The 18,477-nt window shown below is 71.3% G+C and carries 13 protein-coding genes; 4 read left to right on the top strand and 9 right to left on the bottom strand.

All coding sequences use genetic code 11. From position 1 onward, the window contains the following. Positions 1-230: 230 nt before the first annotated feature. A complete protein-coding gene (locus WMF36_RS11035; RefSeq protein ID WP_437579565.1) occupies positions 231-2,618 on the bottom strand; it encodes a glycoside hydrolase family 9 protein in 2,388 nt (795 codons plus the stop codon). A 287-nt stretch (positions 2,619-2,905) separates the two neighbouring features. On the opposite strand from WMF36_RS11035, the gene WMF36_RS11030 reads away from it, so the two are divergent. Further along, the gene (locus tag WMF36_RS11030; RefSeq protein ID WP_437489591.1) at positions 2,906-3,172 is read left to right on the top strand and encodes a hypothetical protein; all 267 of its coding nucleotides are present in this window, start codon (positions 2,906-2,908) and stop codon (positions 3,170-3,172) included. Positions 3,173-3,505: 333 nt separating this feature from the next. Here WMF36_RS11030 and WMF36_RS11025 read toward each other — a convergent pair whose 3' ends face one another. Continuing rightward, positions 3,506-4,720: a metallophosphoesterase gene (locus WMF36_RS11025; protein WP_437579564.1), complete on the bottom strand. Its 1,215-nt coding sequence runs from the start codon at positions 4,718-4,720 to the stop codon at positions 3,506-3,508. Between the two features lie 713 nt (positions 4,721-5,433). Here WMF36_RS11025 and WMF36_RS11020 point away from each other — a divergent pair. Next, positions 5,434-5,610, top strand: coding sequence for a hypothetical protein (locus tag WMF36_RS11020; protein ID WP_437579563.1), 177 nt, complete (start codon positions 5,434-5,436; stop codon positions 5,608-5,610). Beyond that, positions 5,607-6,893: a trypsin-like serine protease gene (locus WMF36_RS11015; protein ID WP_437579562.1), complete on the top strand. Its 1,287-nt coding sequence runs from the start codon at positions 5,607-5,609 to the stop codon at positions 6,891-6,893. Before WMF36_RS11020 ends, WMF36_RS11015 begins: the two co-directional genes overlap by 4 nt. A gap of 67 nt (positions 6,894-6,960) precedes the next feature. On the opposite strand, the gene WMF36_RS11010 is transcribed toward WMF36_RS11015, so the two are convergent. Next, positions 6,961-9,492 carry a DUF3656 domain-containing U32 family peptidase gene (locus tag WMF36_RS11010; protein ID WP_437579561.1) on the bottom strand — a complete coding sequence of 844 codons (2,532 nt, stop codon included), beginning with the start codon at positions 9,490-9,492 and terminating at the stop codon, positions 6,961-6,963. A 193-nt stretch (positions 9,493-9,685) separates the two neighbouring features. Between WMF36_RS11010 and WMF36_RS11005 the strand changes: the two genes are divergently transcribed. Continuing rightward, a complete protein-coding gene (locus WMF36_RS11005) occupies positions 9,686-12,436 on the top strand; it encodes an MXAN_6577-like cysteine-rich protein (protein ID WP_437579560.1) in 2,751 nt (916 codons plus the stop codon). 55 nt (positions 12,437-12,491) lie between these two features. On the opposite strand, the gene WMF36_RS11000 is transcribed toward WMF36_RS11005, so the two are convergent. From WMF36_RS11000 to WMF36_RS10975, 6 genes are all read right to left on the bottom strand, one after another. Next, positions 12,492-14,171, bottom strand: a complete 1,680-nt coding sequence (locus WMF36_RS11000; RefSeq protein WP_437579559.1) for a methyl-accepting chemotaxis protein — start codon at positions 14,169-14,171, stop codon at positions 12,492-12,494. Further along, positions 14,150-15,145, bottom strand: coding sequence for a CheR family methyltransferase (locus WMF36_RS10995; protein WP_437489575.1), 996 nt, complete (start codon positions 15,143-15,145; stop codon positions 14,150-14,152). The genes WMF36_RS11000 and WMF36_RS10995 overlap by 22 nt, the downstream gene beginning before the upstream one ends. Further along, entirely contained in the window at positions 15,142-15,696 is a 555-nt protein-coding gene (locus WMF36_RS10990; protein WP_437579558.1) for a chemotaxis protein CheW, read from the bottom strand. The genes WMF36_RS10995 and WMF36_RS10990 overlap by 4 nt, the downstream gene beginning before the upstream one ends. Before the next feature lie 55 nt (positions 15,697-15,751). Further along, positions 15,752-17,443 carry a chemotaxis protein CheA gene (locus tag WMF36_RS10985; protein WP_437579557.1) on the bottom strand — a complete coding sequence of 564 codons (1,692 nt, stop codon included), beginning with the start codon at positions 17,441-17,443 and terminating at the stop codon, positions 15,752-15,754. Positions 17,444-17,448: 5 nt separating this feature from the next. Beyond that, entirely contained in the window at positions 17,449-17,880 is a 432-nt protein-coding gene (locus tag WMF36_RS10980) for a chemotaxis protein CheD (protein ID WP_437579555.1), read from the bottom strand. Positions 17,881-18,061: 181 nt separating this feature from the next. Further along, complete coding sequence (locus WMF36_RS10975) at positions 18,062-18,430, bottom strand: response regulator (RefSeq protein WP_437579554.1); 369 nt, start codon at positions 18,428-18,430, stop codon at positions 18,062-18,064. Positions 18,431-18,477: the final 47 nt, after the last annotated feature.

The raw sequence follows: 18,477 nt of genomic DNA, 5'->3' as shown, positions 1-18,477 counted from the left end.
GAGGAAGAGAAACCGAGCGACCTGAAGAGGTGCCGGCTTGTTCTGTTCACCGACCTCTTCAGGTTCTCAGCGCCGCAGCACGGCAGCGCTGCTGCGCGCCAGCACCGACGGCTGATTTTATTTAAGGCTTGACACCGGGATGTCAACCGTCGTGACGGCCCCGGCAGTCACGGGCGCACCCAGGGGGCAGCCGCCACGAGAGGGCGGCCGCGCTCGCTCGCTCGCCCCGGCTACTGCCGTGCCTTCTCGTCGAGGAAGCCGGTCACCCACGCGAACGGCGCGTTCCAGTTGATCGTGATCTCGTTCACGCTCCAGGCCTCGATGTGGTCCACGAAGCACCGCTGCGCGACGCACCCCTTCAGGCCGGCGCTCTGGACATGGGGGTCCTGGAGCGAGGAGTTCGGGCCGCCGGACACGGCGCCGGGCGGCGCCTTCGGGTATTTGCTGTTCGCCTGATGGGCCCAGAACCGGTGGTGCGGGTTCTCGAGCGGCTTCTCGCCATAGCCCGTCACGTACGACTGCCCGAGCGGGTTGCGCCCGAGGAGGTAGTCCATGCCGAGCACCACCCCGTCGAGGTACTTCGGCTGCTTGGTGAAGTCGTGGGCGAGCGCCACCACGATCATGTTGTTCAGCACGCCCGAGTTCGAGCCCCAGTCGTACTTGCCTGCAGGCGTCCGAGCGACGAGCGTCCGGTACCCCTCCTTGTCGGCGATGGCGAGGTACTGGTCGGCCGCCTTCGCGATGCGGCCGCGGATCTCCTTCTGCCACGCCGCGTCCACGTGGCCGGGCACGATCGCCATCGAGATCTGGCCGAGCCCGTCGGTGACCCGCCAGTTCATCGACGCCGCGCCCCCTTCGATCTCCGTCGGGAACCGCGCGTTGAGCGGCGAGGCCTGCAGGAACTGCTTGTACTCCGGCTTCCCCGTCGTGACGAAGAGCTCCGCCGCGGCCCAGTAGAACTCGTCCTTGGCGTCCGTGTCGTCGTAGGGCCCGCCGCCCTTGTCGCCGCCGGGCGGCGCGTAGAGGGCCGGGTTCTGCTTCGCCGCCGCCCAGGCGCGCTCGGCGGCCTTCAGGCACTTCGCCGAGAACGCCGCGTCCACCGTCTTCCAGATGCGCGCGCACTGCGCCCCCGTGGCCACGACGTTGAGCGTCGCCGCGGTGCTCGGCTTGTGGAGGAAGCGCGCGAGCTTGTCCTCGTGCGGCGCGAGGCCGAGGCCCGTCCACGACTCGTCGTGCATCTTGTGGTGGACCATGCCGGCGAGCGGCTTGCCTTCCGGCACCTGCATGCCCATCAGGAACTCGAGCTCCCAGCGCGCCTCGTCGAGGATGTCGGGCACGCCGTTCTTGCCCTCGGGGATGTTGAGCTTGCCGTCGCCGAAATCGGCGCTCGAGGTGCCGAGGTGCTTCGTGCGCTCGTACCAGTTGAGCAGCGTCCACACCGAGATGCCGCCGTTGACCACGTACTTGCCGTGGTCGCCGGCGTCGTACCAGCCGCGGGACGCGTCGAGCGCATAGTCGCAGCCGCTGTCCTTCAGGCAGCGCGTGCTCTTGTCGTGGAGGTGCCCCGCCGGGCGCGCCAGCTCGGGCTTGCCGGCATAGGGCATCTTGATCTCGATGCCGCTCCGGTTGTGGTAGAAATACGCGAGCGCGTCGACCTTGAGCTTCTGGTAGATGCCGGCGCCGATGTCGAACGGGAAGCTCTTCTCCTCCCCCACCTTGAGCACGTAGCCCTGGCCCGGCGCCTTGACGATCGTGAAATCGACGAGGTGGACGTGATCGCCGGAGGCGCCGTCCTTCCCGAAGACCTTGGTCTGGCCGCGCGCGACCGGCTTGCCGGCGCCGTCGAGCAGCTCCCACGCGAGCGGCGCGGTCGCCGCGTTGCTCACGCTCGCGACCTTGATCGCGCCCGGCAGATACCCGACCTGGTTCACGGCGACCTTCGGCGCCGCCACGGCGCTCGCGGCCGCGCTGGCCTTGAACTCCGCGTCGTCCAGGCGGATGTCGTCGATGCAGACCTCGAACGGCTCCTTGGACGACGCCATCGCGCCGCCGATGTGGAACGCGAGCTCCGCCGTGGCGTCGTCGGCCTTCGCCATCGAGAACTTGCCGGAGAAGGTCCTGGGCTCGGTGCCGAGCTCCACGGTGTCCGACCAGTACTCCTCGTAAGGCGGGCCCGACATGCCGACCTTCGGGCGCGCCTTCGTGGGCGCGGACGCCCAGGCCTTGTACTGAATCGTGTAGCTGTGACCCTTCTGGATCACCATCTCCCGGTGGCGAAACTGGGCGTCCCAGTTGTTCGACCCCTTGTTCGTCACCGTCACGCAATAGGCGCCACTCTTCACCTCGGCGCTGCCCGCGCCCGGCGCGGTGAACGAGGTGGTCCAGGGCAGGCTCTTGTTGTCGTTGAAGTCGGAGGCCTTGAGCAGGTTGGTCTGCGCGGCCCCGGGGCTCCCCGCGGCGCCCGTGTCCGCGCCGGCGGAGGGCGCGACCTCCGCTCCGGGGCCCTGCGAGGTCGCGCATCCAGCGCTCGGTCCGAGCGCGCCGAGCGCGCCGAGCACGAGCGCGGACCCCCGCCCCGCTCGGCTGAGGATCCACGGCTTGAGAATGGGGTGGTTCATAAGTCCTCGGTTCACGACTGGGTGCAAGAAGCGCACAAAAAGCGGCAAATTTGCCCATCTTGTCAAGCCCAATCCTCGCCGGCGCGTTGAATCCCCCGGGGGGGCGCGCCGTCCTGCGAGCCCGCGGCCTCCGGAGGCCGCGGAGCCGGCGCGCGCGCATCCGTGGTGCTCGGGCGTGGTGCTCGGGCCCCGGTCAATTCGCGCTGGTGCCGCTGGCGCGGCCACACTAGGCTCCGCCGAGCATCGCGTCGCACCAGGATCGCGACCGAGCACTCCAAGGAGACGACATGGCAAAGCACAGCTTCTCAGTCCCCTTCAGCGGTACCTCTCAAGACATCGTCGCGAAGGCCAAGGCAGCGATCGAGAAGGCCGGCGGCAAGTTCAGCGGCAACGAGGGCAAGGGCGATTTCTCGGTGCCCACGCCGGCGGGGACGGTGAAGGGGACCTATTCGGTCGCCGCGCAGAGCTTCTCTGTCGACATCACGGACAAGCCGTTCATCGTCCCCGGCAGCACCATCGAATCCGAGGTGCGCAAGTTCCTCGGGAAGGCCTGAGCGGCCCGCGCGCCCCCGGGTAGTGGTCGCATCTGCCCGGAGAGAGTTCACATGAAGGCGTGACTCCTCGCGGCTCGCAGGAGGCGAGAATTCAACGCAAAGGCGCAAAGGCGCAAAGACGCAAAAAGGAAAAGATACGGGGTGGGGAATTCCCACTCGCAGACCGCTGGACACGTGAGCGTCGCCGCGTCCACGACGACCTCGGCCATCTCGTTCTGGCGCATTCAATCCCTTTCTTTTTGCGCCTTTGCGCCTTTGCGCCTTTGCGTTAAATTCCCCCTCGCGATATCCGCTGCACAATCGCCGGCCGGCAGGGCGACAGCGCCCGACCCGTCATGCGCCGTCGCCGGCGAGGTGCACCTTGAGGACGCTCTCCTCTGCGGGCACGCCGAGCCGCAGGGGAAAGCCGTAGTGTCCTGTCCCGCGGTGCACGTAGAGCCGGTCGGGGCCGCGGGCCCACAGGCCGTGATCGGGCATGTTCACGAAGAGCCGGAGGATGGTCCAGGAGCCGCCGAGGCTGACAAGGCCGAGCTGCCCGCCGTGGGTGTGGCCCGAGAGCACGAGATCGCCCTCGCCCTCGCCGAGGAGGCGGAAGGCGCCTGGATCGTGGAGCAGGATGAGCCGGAGCGCCCCCTTCACGCGCGGGTGCCGGGCGCAGACCGCCGCCATGCGCTCCGCGCGATCGCGGTAATGGAAGTCCATCCCGAGCACCTGGACCGGCCCTGCGGCGGTCTCGACGAGCGCCGCCTCGTCGACGAGCAGGCGCGCCCCCACCCGGGCGAGCGCGGTCGCGACGTGGCGGGGCGACTCGTGATCGTGGTTGCCGTGGCACGCGAACACACGGCCCTCGAGGGCGCGGAGCGGGGACAGGGCCTCCGCGAGGTGCTCCGCGGTGTCCTGCGACTCCATGGTCAGGTAATCGCCGGTGAGCACGACGAGATCGGGATCGCGCTCGACCGCGCGCTCACAGATGCCGCGGAGCCGCGCGACGGACATGAAGGGACCGATGTGAGGGTCGGTGATCTGGACGATGCGAAGGGGGCGGCGCGCGCCGAGCGGCTCCTCGCGCGGGAGCGGGTGGCGGCGCAACCCCTCGATCGGAGCGCGGTCGACGACGAGCTCGACCTCCTCGCGGCGGGCGGTGAACGACTGGACGATGCCGATGCCGGCGAGGGCGAAGGGCACCCAGAGGCCATACGGCGTCGCCCCGAGGCCGCTCGCGATGGCCCACGGGAGCGACAGGAGGATGGCCGCCACGAAGTAGGACGCGGGGATGCTGACGAGCAGCCTGTAGGCGAGCGGGCGCATCCGCGGGCGCGAGAGCAGGAGAAAGTGCAGGAACACCGCGCCCTGGAGGACCGCGAACGCCGGGGCGAGCGGGCCGGCGTGGCGGAAGAGCGCGCACGCGATCAGGGTATGGATGCCGAGCAGCACGCCGACGAACCGCGCGTAGAGCTGGCCGCGGCGGCGCCTCGCCGCCACGACGACGAGGATCCAGGCCAGGGCGGAGGCCACCCAGAACAGGACGACGGGGGAGAGGAACTTCAATCGGCGGCTCCAGGCGACCCAGGCGCGCAGAGCCACCGCGGTCTGCCCTGCCTGGTCGGATGCCAAGTCTCCCGCGTCCAGCGCGTCCGCGCCAGCCTCCGCCGGAGCGCCGCCTGCTGACCGGCGCGCGAGCGCCCGGCCGCGTTGCGGCACAGGCACCTTGCTGGTGCGGAGGCGCGAGCCGCGCGCGGAGGACCGCTGGTTCCGCAACTGCGGGTTCAGCTGGAACACCTTCGACACCCGCGGTCGCTGCCCGGCGTGTGGCTACCAGTGGACCGCCACTGCCTGCCGGCGGTGCTCCCTGGGGTCACAGCACGAGGACTGGTACGTGCGATGAGGCGATGAGGCCTCTCTCATCCATGGCTCCTTCCGCTGCTCCGAGGGGGCATCTCCAGGAGGGTCGCGCCCGATGATCCTGTACACCACGCGCGAATCTGGAATCGCCCAACTCCAGCTTGTGCCGGTGGCCAGGTCGTGGCCGGCGCTGACCAAGTCGGCGCGCCCATCATAAAGATGCAGCTCGATGCGAACAGCGGGATGGCCCCTTGTCCCACGCCTCGAACGCCGCCGTTCCAGATCGCCGCCTGGCGCCGCTCCGGGTAACGCATCATACTCCGGATGTGATTCTTGAGCGGTCGCGGGCGGGTTTCGTACGCCCGCCTCCGGGCCTCCCGCTCCGGCGGTCCCTGCACCGTATTCGGCCCGGTGCGCCCATGGGTCTGCTCGGAGACGCCGTCGACGAGCCGGGCATGCCGTCATCGCAGGCCATCAATCTGCTTGCTGACGATCGCTGGCTTGACCTCGATGGCGCTGGCAGCCGCCTGGCGGAGGCGGACTCCCTCGGCGCGAACGATCATCCGAACATGAATGATGATGTGGAGACAGAATGAAGAAGAAAGAACTTGGTAACAAGCTTTGTCTCGTGGTCTGCGCGGGCGCCGCGCTCGGCCTCTCCTCGGCCTGCTCGGGCGCCGATGCGTCGGACGAGCCGCTCGAGTCGCACTCGTCCGCGATCATCGGCGGCGAGGTCGCCGAGGCGAGCCCCTGGGCCGTCCAGGTCTTCGACGTGCGCGGGAGCACCGGCGACTTCTACCAGTGCACCGGCACCCTCGTCGCGCCGCGCTGGGTGCTCACCGCGCAGCACTGCATCGCGGACGAGGGCGAGACGTCGGCGGTGCGCGTCGGCAGCAACACGTACGGCCAGGGCCAGCGCATCGCGGTCGACGCCGTCGAGGTGCCCTCGGCCAGCGTCGACATCGCGCTGCTCCACCTGACCGAAAACGCCAATGGACCGCTCGTCCAGCTGGCCGAGGCGACGTCGGACGCGATCGGCAGCACCGCGACGGCCTACGGCTGGGGGAGCGAGGGCACGCCGCTGGTGATGGCGCCGTCGCTCAAGAAGGCGACGATCCACATCGATGGCTGGCGCTCCGACGACGAGCTCCTCGCGACGGGCGTGACGGGCTCGGGCTGGAGCGGCGACTCGGGCGGCCCGTGGTTCGTCGACGGGCGCCAGGTCGCCGTGTTCTCGGCGTCGAACGGCCAGGACGGCACGAACCTGCACGCGTTGCTCGCCGGCGTCGACGTCGCGCGCCACCGCGCGTGGATCGATGCGACGATCGCCGGCGGCCCCACCGTCCATCCCGCCGGCGAGGTCGTGCTCCACGATCTCTCGAATTTCTCCGGCATCTCGCAGGGCTTCGGGCTCGGCCACCACAACCTTCCGAACATGACGGTCATGGGCGACAACCGCGCGAGCGCCATCAGGGTCCCCGCCGGGCTCCGGGTCACGGTGTTCATGCACCACAACTTCGGGGGCGAGGCGCGCGTCTTCACCTCGGACACGAACCTCGTGGCCGCGGGCTTCGACAACACCATCTCGAGCCTCGTCGTCTCGCACGCCTCGGACCCGCAGCTGGACGTGGTCACCTTCTACGAGCACGCCAGCTTCTCGGGCAGCTCGGTCGTGTACGGCGTCGGCTCCTCCCTCTTTTACAGCAGCCCATGGGACCAGAGGGTCAGCTCCGTCCGCGTCCCCTCCGGCTTCAAAGTGACGCTCTACGACGGGCTCTGGCGATACTCGTCCGAGTCGCGCGTCTTCACGACAGACGCGAACCTCGCTCCCCACGGCTTCGACGACAAGACCCGAAGCTTCCTGATCGAGCGCTTGTAGGAGCGAGTCCCCGACCTCGATCCCCGGAGAGTGAGGGAGGCCCGCAACCTCGCGCCCCCTCCCCCGCTCACGCCTGCAGCACCCGCAGCGACCCCCTCACCACTCCATAGCTCCCCTCGGCCCGCAGACCGCGCGCGACCTCGGCGGGCGCCACCTCCCCGGCGAGCAGCCGGCGGTACGCCTCCACCACCCGCCGCGCCCCCTCGGCGTCCTCGCGCACGAGCTCGATCCGGAACCGGCGCACGCCGCTCTGCGCGAGCTTCGGCACGAGGTGCGCCGCGCTCTGCGGCGCCGCGTGAAACACCGTGTTGCGACACCCCACGTCCGCCTCGAGCGGGTGATCCATCCCCGCCCGGTCCCGCAGCGACAGCGCGTGCTCGTCGCACGGGCGACCGCAGGTGCGATGATCCTTCCCCTCCGAGAGGGTCGCCGCGATGACGCAGTGCTCCATGTGGAAGAGCGGCATCGGGTGGTGCACGACCACCTCGGCGAACGGCGCGAACGGCGAGTCGAGCAGCGCCACGAGCTGCGCGGCGTCGAGGTCGAACGACGGCGTGAACGCGGCGAGCCCCCGCGAGAGGACCTCGCGCGCGGCCAGCTTGTTCGTGACGTTGAGCGAGAAATCGCCGATCCGGGGCACGCCCGGCGAGGCGTCGAGCAGCGCGCCGAAGCTGCGGACCAGGATCGCCGCCGGCCCGAGCGAGAGGAGGTACCTGTCGATCTTCTCCTCGCCCGGCTTGCGGATCCGCGGCGGCGCGACCGCCACGGACGCCCCCGCCGCGATGAGCTCGCGCGCTGCGGCCCCGAGGCCGACCATCTCCAGGAAATCGAGGTAGACGCCGCTCGCGCCGGCGTCGAGCGCCGCGCGCGCCTGGCGCACGTTGCGGCACAGCACGAAGAGGCCGGGCGGCGGCGGCTCGATGGCCGGCGGGACGGCCCCGGCGACGAGCCCCTCGGCCGGCAGCGGAGCGCACGCATGGGGGCGGTGCGACGCCTCGAGGAGCGCCGCGACGAGCGCCCGGCGGGCGCGGTTCAGCGCCGACGGCGGCACGAGCGCCGGCCCGTCGAGCGACAGCCCGACGCCGCGCAGGACGAACGGCGTGTCGCCCAGCCGATCGAGCTGCTTGCGCAGCGTGGCCTCGTCGAGCGGCGACCTGTCGGCGCGGCCGAGCGCGGCGTCGACCTCGACCGCGGCCGACGCGCCGTCCTCGGTCGCCGCCGAGAGCCGCGGGCGCTCGCCGAGGCGGCCCTCCAGGCGGACGTCGATCGCCACGCGGCGCGGGGCGCGATCGAGCGCCTCGCGGACCGCGCGCGCGCCGGCGGGGTCGCTCGTGCGGAAGACCCGGCGCCCGCGCAGCCCCCGCGCGCCGCGCAGCACGTCGTCCGGCAGGGGCCGGTCCGGGCCGAGCCACACCTCGACGTCGCCGCCCGCCGGCGCGCGCTCGACCTCGCGGCCGTCGATCCACAGGCCCCAGATGCGGCCGCCGATCTCGCCCTCGCCGGCGAAGCCGCCCTCCACGAGGATCCCCTCGCCGCGCGCGAGCGGCCGGGCGGCGCGCACGACAACGACCTCGTGGCCGCGCCGGCGCCCGGCGCCGCGCGCCTCGCCGACCTCGATGCCGCGGTGGTCGCAGGTGCGGCCGTCGACGAGGCGCTGGTGGTCGACGCCGCGCAGGAAGCCGGGCCCCGAGCCGCGCGAGAACGCCTGGAGCGCCGCCTCGCGGTCCATCGCCCCGGGGCCGGCCCCGGCGCCGAGCGCCGCGTCGATGGCGGCGCGGTAAAGCCGCGCGGTGGCGCCGACGTACTCGGGGCCCTTGAGGCGCCCCTCGATCTTCACCGAGGCGACGCCGAGCGCGACGAGGTCGGGGATGACGTCGGTGGCGTCGAGGTCCTCCGGCGAGAGGAGGTACGCCGCGTCGCCGAGGTCGCGGAGCGCGCCGTCGACGACGAGGCGGTAGGGCAGGCGGCAGGCCTGGGCGCAGGCGCCGCGGTTGGCGCTGCGGCCGCCGATCGCCTCGCTCGTGAGGCACTGCCCCGAGTAGGCGATGCAGAGCGCCCCGTGGACGAAGACCTCCAGCTCGACGTCGGTCGCCCGGCGGATGGCGGCGATGTCGTCGAGCGAGAGCTCCCGGGCGAGGATGACCCGCGCGGCGCCGAGCGACCGCGCCAGCTCGACGCCGGCCGCGTCGGTGCAGGTCATCTGCGTGGAGGCGTGGATCGGGAGCCCGGGCGCGAGCGCCCGCGCGAGGCGCATCACCGCGAGGTCCTGGACGATGACCGCATCGACGCCGGCCGAGGCGCACGCCTCGATCGCGCCGCGGACCGCCGGGAGCTCGTCGTCGAACACGAGCGTGTTCAGGGTGACGTAGCCCTTCACGCCGTGGGCGTGGAGGAAGCGCATCGTCTCCGCGAGCTCCGCTGCGTCGAAGTTCGCGGCCCGGGCGCGGGCGTTGAAGGGCGACGCCGCCGCCGCGCCGCCGCCGGCGGCGCCCCCCCGGAGGCCGAAGTAGACCGCATCGGCCCCGCCGCGCACGGCGGCTTCGAGGGCGGCGCGATCACCGGCCGGGGCGAGGACTTCAGGGCGCGCGGGCCGCATCATGCGGGCGGTTCTAGCAAGGGGTGGCGCCGTTGTCGCCCTGACACGAGCGGCATCCTGGAAAGCGCCTCGTCCGGCGCGCTCGGCCGCGCCCGGGCGCCTTGACCTGGCTTCCCGACGTGGGGCACGATCCGCCAGAGCACCGATCAGCCGCCCGCCCAGGCGCCCCGACGGCGCATGCCGCAGAGGGATGCCGATGAACAGAGACGGTTTTCGCTTCGGGTACGCGCTGTCGGCGGCCGTGCTCTGGCTGCCAGCCGCGGTCGTCGCGGCGACCTCCGCGTGCTCCAGCGACGTCAGTTCGGGGGAGATCTGCGCTCCTCCCGATTCGGCCTGCGACGGGGTCTGCGTGGCGCTGCGCTCCGATCGCGCGAACTGCGGCGCGTGCGGCGTGGCGTGCGCGGCCGGGGAGGCGTGCGTCGACGGCGCATGCGAGGAGGGGGGCGAGGGGGGTGGTGGTGGCGGCGGCGGCAGCGGCGGCACCGACGGCGTGGGCGGCGGCCCGCTGGAGTGCGGCGACGAGCGCCACGTGAAGCGCTGCGACGGCGCCTGCGTCGACACGCGCACCGACCCGAACCATTGCGGCAAGTGCGGCGCGCCGTGCGAGCCGGGCCGCGCGTGCGCCGGCGCCCTGTGCCAGCGGACGTGCCTGGAGGGCCTCACCGACTGCGCCGGCACCTGCGTCGACCTCACCGCCGATCCGCAGCATTGCGGCCAGTGCGAGCGCGCCTGCGACCGCGGGCGGCCGTGCGAGGACGGCCGGTGCGGGTGCAGCGCCGAGCCTTCCCAGGACATCGGCTCCGGCGTCCCTCAGCGGGTCAGCGGCACGACATTCGGCGCCGGCGACGGCCGCTCGCTGAGCTGCTCGGGGTCGGGCGCGCCCGATCAGACGTTCCTGTTCACCGCGCCCCACGCGGGGACCTACCTGTTCGACACCTTCGAGGCCTCCCACGACACGGCGCTCGGGGCGCTGCGGGCGGACACCTGCGCCGAGCTGGCCTGCAACGACGATGCGGGGAGCCTCCAGTCTCAGATCGCCGTCGATCTCGCCGAGGGCGAGCCCGTCCTGGTGGTGGTGAGCGGCGCGGAGGGCGACTTCACGCTGCGCGTGACCGAGCCGGGACCGATCGTGTGCGCGCCGACCGCCCTGGAGGCCGTCGTCCCGCAGACCGTGACGGGCTCGACCGTCGGGCTCGAGGACTCGGTGTACGCCGACTGCGACATCGCCTCGAGCCAGGACGCCACGTACACCTTCACGGCCCCCGAGGACGGCCTCTACGTCTTCAGCGGGCGCGCCGACTCCCGTGAGCTGATCGTCGAGGTCCTCGACGGCGGCACCTGCACCGGCAAGTCGCTCGCGTGCCAGTACGGCTCCAGCCAGGCGAGCGCGGTCGCGGAGCTCGAGGCCGGGAAGACGGCGCTCGTCGCCGTGGCGAGCCCGAGCGGCCCGCTGCCCGAGTTCACGCTGGAGATCTTCGAAGCCCCGACGTGCCCGGCGGTGAACCTCGGCTCGAGGGTCCCGCAGACGGTGACCGGGAACAACGAGGATCTCCCGAACGTGTTCTCGGCGTGCTTCTCGCCCACGAGCGGCGGCGAGGCCACCTACGGCTTCACCGCGCTGCACGACGGCGTGTACGTGTTCGATGCGACGGAATCGAGCTTCCCCGTCCTCCTGGAGGTGCGCCGCGAAGGGTGCCGGGGCGAGGTCATCACGTGCCTCGACGGCTCGTCCCAGCCTGCGCGCGCCGCGGTCCCGCTCGCGGCCGGCGAGACCGCGGTCATCGCGCTGGACAGCTACGGCGAGACGGGCGACTACGCGCTCGAGGTCACCGAGGCGACGTGCCCCCTCATCGATCTCGGCTCGATGGCGCCGCAGACGGTCACAGGCACGACCGCGGGTCTCTCCGATGCCCTCGCGCCGGTCTGCGGCGCCTTCGGGGCTCCCGAGGCGACCTACCTGTTCACCGCCCCGGCCTACGCCCTCTATACCTTCGACACCGAGGGCTCGACGTTCGACACGCTCCTGGACGTGCGGGACGGCTCGTGCGCCGGCCCCTCGCTCGAGTGCAATGACGACGCCGACCCCGAGGGGGCCGTCACCCACTCGCGGTTGACCCTGCCCCTCTCCGCCGGTCAGGCCGTGATCGTCGCCGTGGACAGCTACGAAGCGAGCGGGGAGTACACGCTCAACGTCACCCAGCAGGAGGTGCCGTCGTGCCCGCTCTTCGATCTCGGCGACTCGGTCCCTCAGACGGTCACGGGCAACAATGAAGGCTATCCCGATGTCCTGACGCCCGAGTGCGGCGGGGCCCCCGGCGGCGAGGTGACCTATGCCTTCACCGCGCCCGCGGAGGGGTATTACGACATCAACACCGTCGGCTCCACGATCGAGACGGTCCTGTCCGTGCGCCTGGGCGGGTGCAGCGGTCCCGAGATAGCCTGCGCCAGCGACGGGAGGAGCTCGCGCGCGCTCGTGCTGCTCGACGCCGGCCAGGCGGTCCTGATCAGCGTCGACACGAGCGGCGAGGAAGGCGACTACACGCTCAACGTGAGCCAGTCCGACGGCTCCGGCACGTGCAGCGCGCCCATCGAGCTGGAGTCCTCCGTCCCCCTGAGCACGGAGGGGACGACCGCGGGGGGCTTCGCCGGCGTGGGGTCGAGCTGCGGCGGCGAGGGCGCGCCCGAGGTGGCCCATTGGTTCACCGCGCCCGAGGCGGGGACGTACACAATCGACACGTTCGGCTCCGAGTTCGACACGATCCTCGCCGTCTTCGACGGGGACTGCGAGGGCGAGGAGCTCGCCTGCAGCGGCGACCTATTGATCGACGACATCTTCGACGTCACGTCGGAGCTCACGGTCTCGCTCGAGGCAGGGCAGACCATCGTTATCCTGGTCGGCGGCTACGAGTCGGACTCCGGCCAGTACGAGCTCAACATCCATCTTTGACCCGCGCAGCGCCGCGCCGCCGGGCGGCGCCGCGGATCCCCCTCTCCGACAGGATCTAGAACGGGACGAAGTCCTGATCGCCCGCGGCGTGCGGCACGCGCCCGTTGCTCGATGCGCCGCCGCTCGGGGGGCCCTTCTGCGGCGGCCTCCACAGCGCCCTGCCGCCGCGGCGGTCCGGTAGACGCCCCGGCGCCGCGGGCCTGTGGCCCGGGTCGCCGTCGCTCTCCTGCGCGAGGCGGAACGACGCCATCACGTTCTGAAGCTGCTCTGCCTGCGCCGAGAGCTCTGCCGCCGTGCTGGCGAGCTCCTCGGAGATCGCCGCGTTGCGCTGCGTGGACTGCTCTATCAGCTCCACCGCCCCGCTGATCTGGGCCACGCCGTTCGACTGCTCCTTGGATGCCACGGCGACGCCCTGCACCAGCTCCGCGGTCTCCCGGATCGACGGGACGAGCTCCGCGATGAGCTGTCCCGAGCGCTCCGCGACGACGATGCTCGACGCGGCGAACGAGCCGATCTCCTTCGCCGCATCCCGGCTTCGCTCGGCCAGCCGCCGCACCTCCGTGGCGACCACGGCGAACCCCTTGCCGTGCTCGCCCGCGCGAGCCGCCTCGATCGCGGCGTTCAAGGCGAGCAGGTTCGTCTGGTACGCGATCTCCTCGATGATCACGATCCGCTGGGTGATCGCCTTCATCGCCTCGACCGTCTCCCGGACCGCCTGACCGCTCTGCTCCGCGTCCCTCGTCCTCCGGTGCGCCGTCTCCTCGACCTGCTTGCAGTTGGCGGCGTTCTTCGCGATCGTGCCGCTCAGCTGCTGCAGGCTGGCCATCGTCTCCTCCACGGACGCCGCCTGCTCGCTGGTGCCCTGCGACAGGCTCTGCGCCGTCGCCGAGAGCTGCACCGAGACCGAGGAGACCGAGATCGCGCCGCTCCGGACCTCGCCGATGAGGCCCGCCAGGCGCTCCGACATGGCCTTCACGGCGCCGAGCATCTGGCCGAACTCGTCGGAGCTCTTCACCTTGACGTCGCCCGTGAAGTCACCCCCGGCGATGCGCTGGTGGATCGACACCGCCTGGGTGAGCGGCAAGAGGATCATCCTGCTGAAGACGACGGCGAGCACGGCGGCGACGACGATCGCGAGCAGACCTCCTATCTGCAGCGTCACGTACATCGTCTTGACGAGCGCGTTCGTCGCCGCCTGCCGCTGGCCGAGGAGGGCGATCTCCTCGCCGTCGATCTCCTTGAGCGCCGCGCGCATCTGGTCCATGAGGCTCTTCCCGCGCCCCTGCCTGACCTCCTCGACGGCGCGATCCGCCGGCGCCTTCGCCTCGTCCGCGCTGCGGCGGTGCTGGATGATCGGCTCCAGCACGGAGGAGAGCCACTCGTCGTGGAGCTTGTCGATCTTCTCGAGGCGCGTCTGCTGGCGCGGGTTGTCCCTCGTGAGCTCCCGGGCACGGCTCATGCTTTGCTCGAACAGGTCGCGCCCGCTGCGGTACGGCTCCAGGAACGATTCCACCCCGGTGATGACGAAGCCACGCTCCCCTGTCTCGGAGTCGAGCAGCGACTCCATGATCTCGCTCGTCGTGAGCATCACCTCGTACGTGTGCTGGTCCCATGAGCGGGCCTCGTCGAGCTCCGCGAACCTCTTGTATGCCGTGCCCGCCAGTCCGAGGATGATGACGACCATGGCGGCGAAGCCGAGGTAGAGCTTCCGGCCTACTCCGATATGCGCAAGCATGATGCATGCTCCGGGCTAGATGTGTTGCGGCTTCCTTCGAGCCCCGCCGGGGGCTGGAGCCGATAAACGGATGGCGCGACGCACCGCACGCGGTGGTCTGTCCCGTGGAGGCCCTCGGCGTGTCCGAGGAACAGGTACCCTGAAGGCGCGAGGCTGGCGATGAGCCTCGCCACGATCGACGCCTTCGTCGCGGCGTCGAAGTAGATGAGGACGTTCCGGCAGAAGATCAGATCGAACAGGCCGAATCGCCTGGGTGCCGCGTCGAGCAGGTTGAAGCGCCGGAAGGTGATGAGCCTGCGCAGCTCCGGCCGGGCCTTCATCAGGCCCGCGCTCGCGCCCGTCCCGCGGAGCATGTAGGTGCGCAGGCGCTCCTCCGGGATCTCCGAGGCCCGCTCGATCGGCCACACCGCGCGTTGCGCCTGGTCGAGCGCGCGGACGGACAGGTCCGTCGCGAGGATGCAGATCCCCGGAGCGCCGGTCGACGCGACGCCGGTCCATGGCGGCGCCTGTCCCGCCGCGTCGCTGCGATCCCGGGAGGGCAGGCTGTCGAGCAACGACATCGCTATCGAATAGGGCTCTTCCCCGGTCGAGCAGGCCGCGCTCCAGGCGCGCAGCGGGCGGCGGCCGCGCGCGAAGGACGCTCCGTGGCCCGCGCTCTCGTGCCACGCCGGGAGGATCTCGCGCTCGAGGAGCTCGAACTGATCGCGCTCCCGGAAGAAATGGGTCTCGTTCGTGCAGATGCAGTCGAGCATGTGCACGAGCTCGCCCTCGCCGCCCGGCGCGGTCACGCGGCGGTAGTACTCGCCGAAGCTGCGGAGCCCGAGCGCGCGGAGCCGGGGCCCGAGGCGGCAGAGCAGGAGCGGCTTCTTCTGCGGGCCGAGCGCGATGCCCGAGACGCGCTTGACGAGCCTTTGGAACAGCGCGAACTCCTCGTCGCTGAGGACGCGCGGGCCCAGCTCGGCGAGCGAGATCATGGCCTGTCCCCGTCGCCGGCCGGCGCACCGTGGCTGCCTGGGAGCGCCGGCGGGGCCCCGGGGGCCGAGGGGCCGGGCGTCGCCGGGGCCAAGAGCTCCGCCGGAGAGAGGATGCGGTCGATGTTGAGCAGCAGCACGAGCTTCTGGCCCACCTTCGCCATCCCGAGCAGCTGATCCACGCGCACCTGCGCGCCGAAGGCCGGCGCGTGCTCGATCTCGTCCTCGGAGAGCGTGAGCACATCGCCCACGCCGTCGATGAGCAGGCCGAGGCGGGTGTTCTCGCCGTCGAGCTCGGTCTCGACGATGAGGACGCACGTCCACCGGCTCACCCTCGTCGGCGGCAGCCCGAGCTTGACCGCGAGATCGATGACCGGCACGACGCGGCCCCGAAGGTTCATGGCGCCGACGATGCACGCTGGCATCATCGGGACCCGCGATGTGACGCTGTGCTCGACGATCTCCCGCGCCCGGAGGATGTTCACCGCGTACTCGTCCCCCGCGATGATGAAGGAGACGTATTGCGACACGGGGCGCGACGCGTCGGAGATCATGACGCCTCCATTGGGAGAGATGGCAAACGGGCGCCCTGCGCGCCAGGACGCCGGCTCATCCTGGGCTGCCTCCGGCGGCCGATGGCGCTGCCCTGCGCTCGTCGGGGGCGTCGACCGGGCCGAGGTCCCCGAGGACGCCGCCGAGCAACGCGTCGACGTCGAGGATCATCGCCACGCTGCCGTCGCCGAGGATAGTCGAGCCGGAGATGCCCCGGACACGGCGAAACAGCTGGCCGAGCGGCTTGACCACCGTGCGCCCCTCACCGTCGAGGAGGTCGACCACGAGGCCGGCCTCGGCGCCGTCGTGCGCGACGATGACGACGCGCTCATCCGGCGGGGGAGATCCGCCGAGCCCGAAGAGCGCCCGGAGGCGGACGCACGGCAGCGCGCGTCCGCGCCGGATCATGAGCCCCTGGGCGCCGCCGTGCGCGAGCGTGCCGCGAGGCAGATCGCAGCAGGCGAGCACCGCGCGGAGCGGGATCACGTACCGCTCGCCGCCGATCCCGACGGAGAGCCCCTCGATGGTGGCCAGGGTGAGCGGGAGCTGGATCGACAGCGACGTGCCGTGCTCTTCACGGCTCTCGATACGGATCGTACCCTGGATCGACTCCACGCTGCGCCGCACGATATCCATGCCCATGCCGCGCCCCGCCAGGTGGGACGACTCCGCCGCCGTGGAGAACCCGGGCTCGAACACGAGGCTGAAGAGCTCATGATCGGGGAGCGTCTCGGGCGCCGGGTGCCTCCCCAGCGCGCAGACGCGGGCGGCGATGCGCTCGCGGCTCATCCCGGCGCCGTCGTCGGAGATCCGGAGCGCGATGCCGCCCCGCTCGTGCGCGGCGTGCAGGGTGATCATGCCGCAGGGGTCCTTGCCCGCGGCTCGCCGCGCCTCGGGCGGCTCGATGCCGTGACAGATCGCGTTGCGCAGGAGGTGCGTCAGGGCGTCCCGGAACCGCTCGACCACGGCCGTGTCCACCTCGACGTCGCCGTGCACGACGAAAAGGCGCGCCTGCCTGCCGTGCGCGTGGGCGAGATCGCGCACCGTGCGCTCGTAGTGCCGGAACCAGGGGCCGACCGGCACCATGCGCGCGGCGCGCACCGCCTCCTCCAGCTCCTTGCCGAGCCGATCTTGCTCCTCCATCTCGTCGTGCAGCGCAGCGCCGGCATCGCCGCGCACCGCGTGGAGCGTCCGAGCGATCCTGTTCCGGCCCAGGGTGAGCTCTCCGATGAGATCCGCCATGCGATCCAGCTTCTCGACGGCGACACGGATGCTCTTGAGGCTCGTCGCTCCCTCCGCGTCATCCTCGGTCGCGCGGCGCGCGCTCGCCGCCCCCGCGTCCTCTTTCGCCTTCAGCCCTCCGCGCCGCGCTTCCTCCAGGCGCGCGACGACCTCTCTGTACGAGGTGCTGCGCTCGGCCTGCCCCCGCTCGACCTCGGCGACGAGCCGGCGGGCTGCGTCCACCGTCTCGAGCAGCAGCGAGACCACGGGCGTCGAGAGCGGGAGTTCGCCGCGGCAGAGCGCCTCGATGACGTCCTCGGCGGCGTGCCCGAGCTCGCTCAAGGCGCCGAGGCCTACCGAGCCGGCGCTCCCCTTGAGCGTATGGGTGGCGCGGAAGATGCGCTGGAGGACCTCGTGAGCGTCGCGGCCGGTCTCGAGTTGCAGCAGAGCGCGCTCGATCTCGTCGAGGATCTCGTGCGCCTCTGGCATGAACGTCTGGAGCAGCTCGTCGCGATCGCTATCCTCCATGCGGCTCACAGGGGCTGGATCGAGATGGCGCCGTCGCTCGTCCGGAAGACGATCTTGCGTCCCCGGTCGCCGCCCGTGTCCAGCTGGGCGATCCATATCCGCTCCGCGCGCAGGAACGCGAGCCCGGCATCCACGTTCTGGGCGCCGAGGTGGGTGCCGCGCTCCCGGAACGCGGAGATGAGGCAGGCGCCCCCGACGACGCGCGCTTGCAGCGCCCGGCTGGAGGCCCCGAGCTCCACGAGGCGCTCGAGGAGGCGCTGGCATGCGAACTCGGCGAAGCGGGCCGACGCCACCCTCTGGCCTGGACATTCCGGAAGCACGTAATGGTTCATCCCGCCGATGCCGGTGGCAGCGTCCCAGAGGCAGATCGCCACACAGGACCCAACGATGGTGGTCACCATGGTCGGCTCGGGCGAGGCGAACAGCTGGCCTGGCATGATGTGCTGGGCCTCCGCCGGCAGCGAGCGCCAGCTGGGCGGTCCGACCGACGCGGACGGCGCCCTTGGGTCGGACGGACTGGTCCTCTCCTCTCCGCCGACATCGTCGGGCAGGGGTACGGATCCATCGTCGCCGCTGGAAGGGGCGAGACGTGTGCCCTCGGATGCCCTCGCCGCCGTGTCAGTCGCCAAGGCAGTTCCTGACCTTTTCCAGGAGCTCCATCGTGTCGATGGGCTTCGTGACGAAATCGGAGCAGCCGCACCGGAATCCCTGTTCCATGTGCGCGACATCGCTCCGGCTGGTGACGAGCAGGATCGGCGTGCTGCGCGTCGCATCATCCGCGCGCAGCTGCCGGCAGGCGTCGAACCCGTTCATGTGCGGCATGACGACATCAAGGAGGATGAGATCCGGCCGCTGCTCCAAGGCCACTTCGATCCCCTGGCCGCCGTCGTTCGCCGTGATGAGGTCGTAGTGCTTGCTCAGCGCCGTCTGCTCGATACGCAAGATGGTCTGAGAATCGTCGACCAGCAGAATCTTCTTCCGACGCATCGTTGCCCCCCTCGATCCGATTCAGCGGACATGGCGCGGCCGTGCCA

It is taken from the genome of Sorangium sp. So ce887, assembly GCF_051521455.1.
Taxonomy (GTDB): Bacteria; Myxococcota_A; Polyangia; order Polyangiales; family Polyangiaceae; genus Sorangium.
This window is presented reverse-complemented; position numbering and strand designations above follow the sequence as displayed.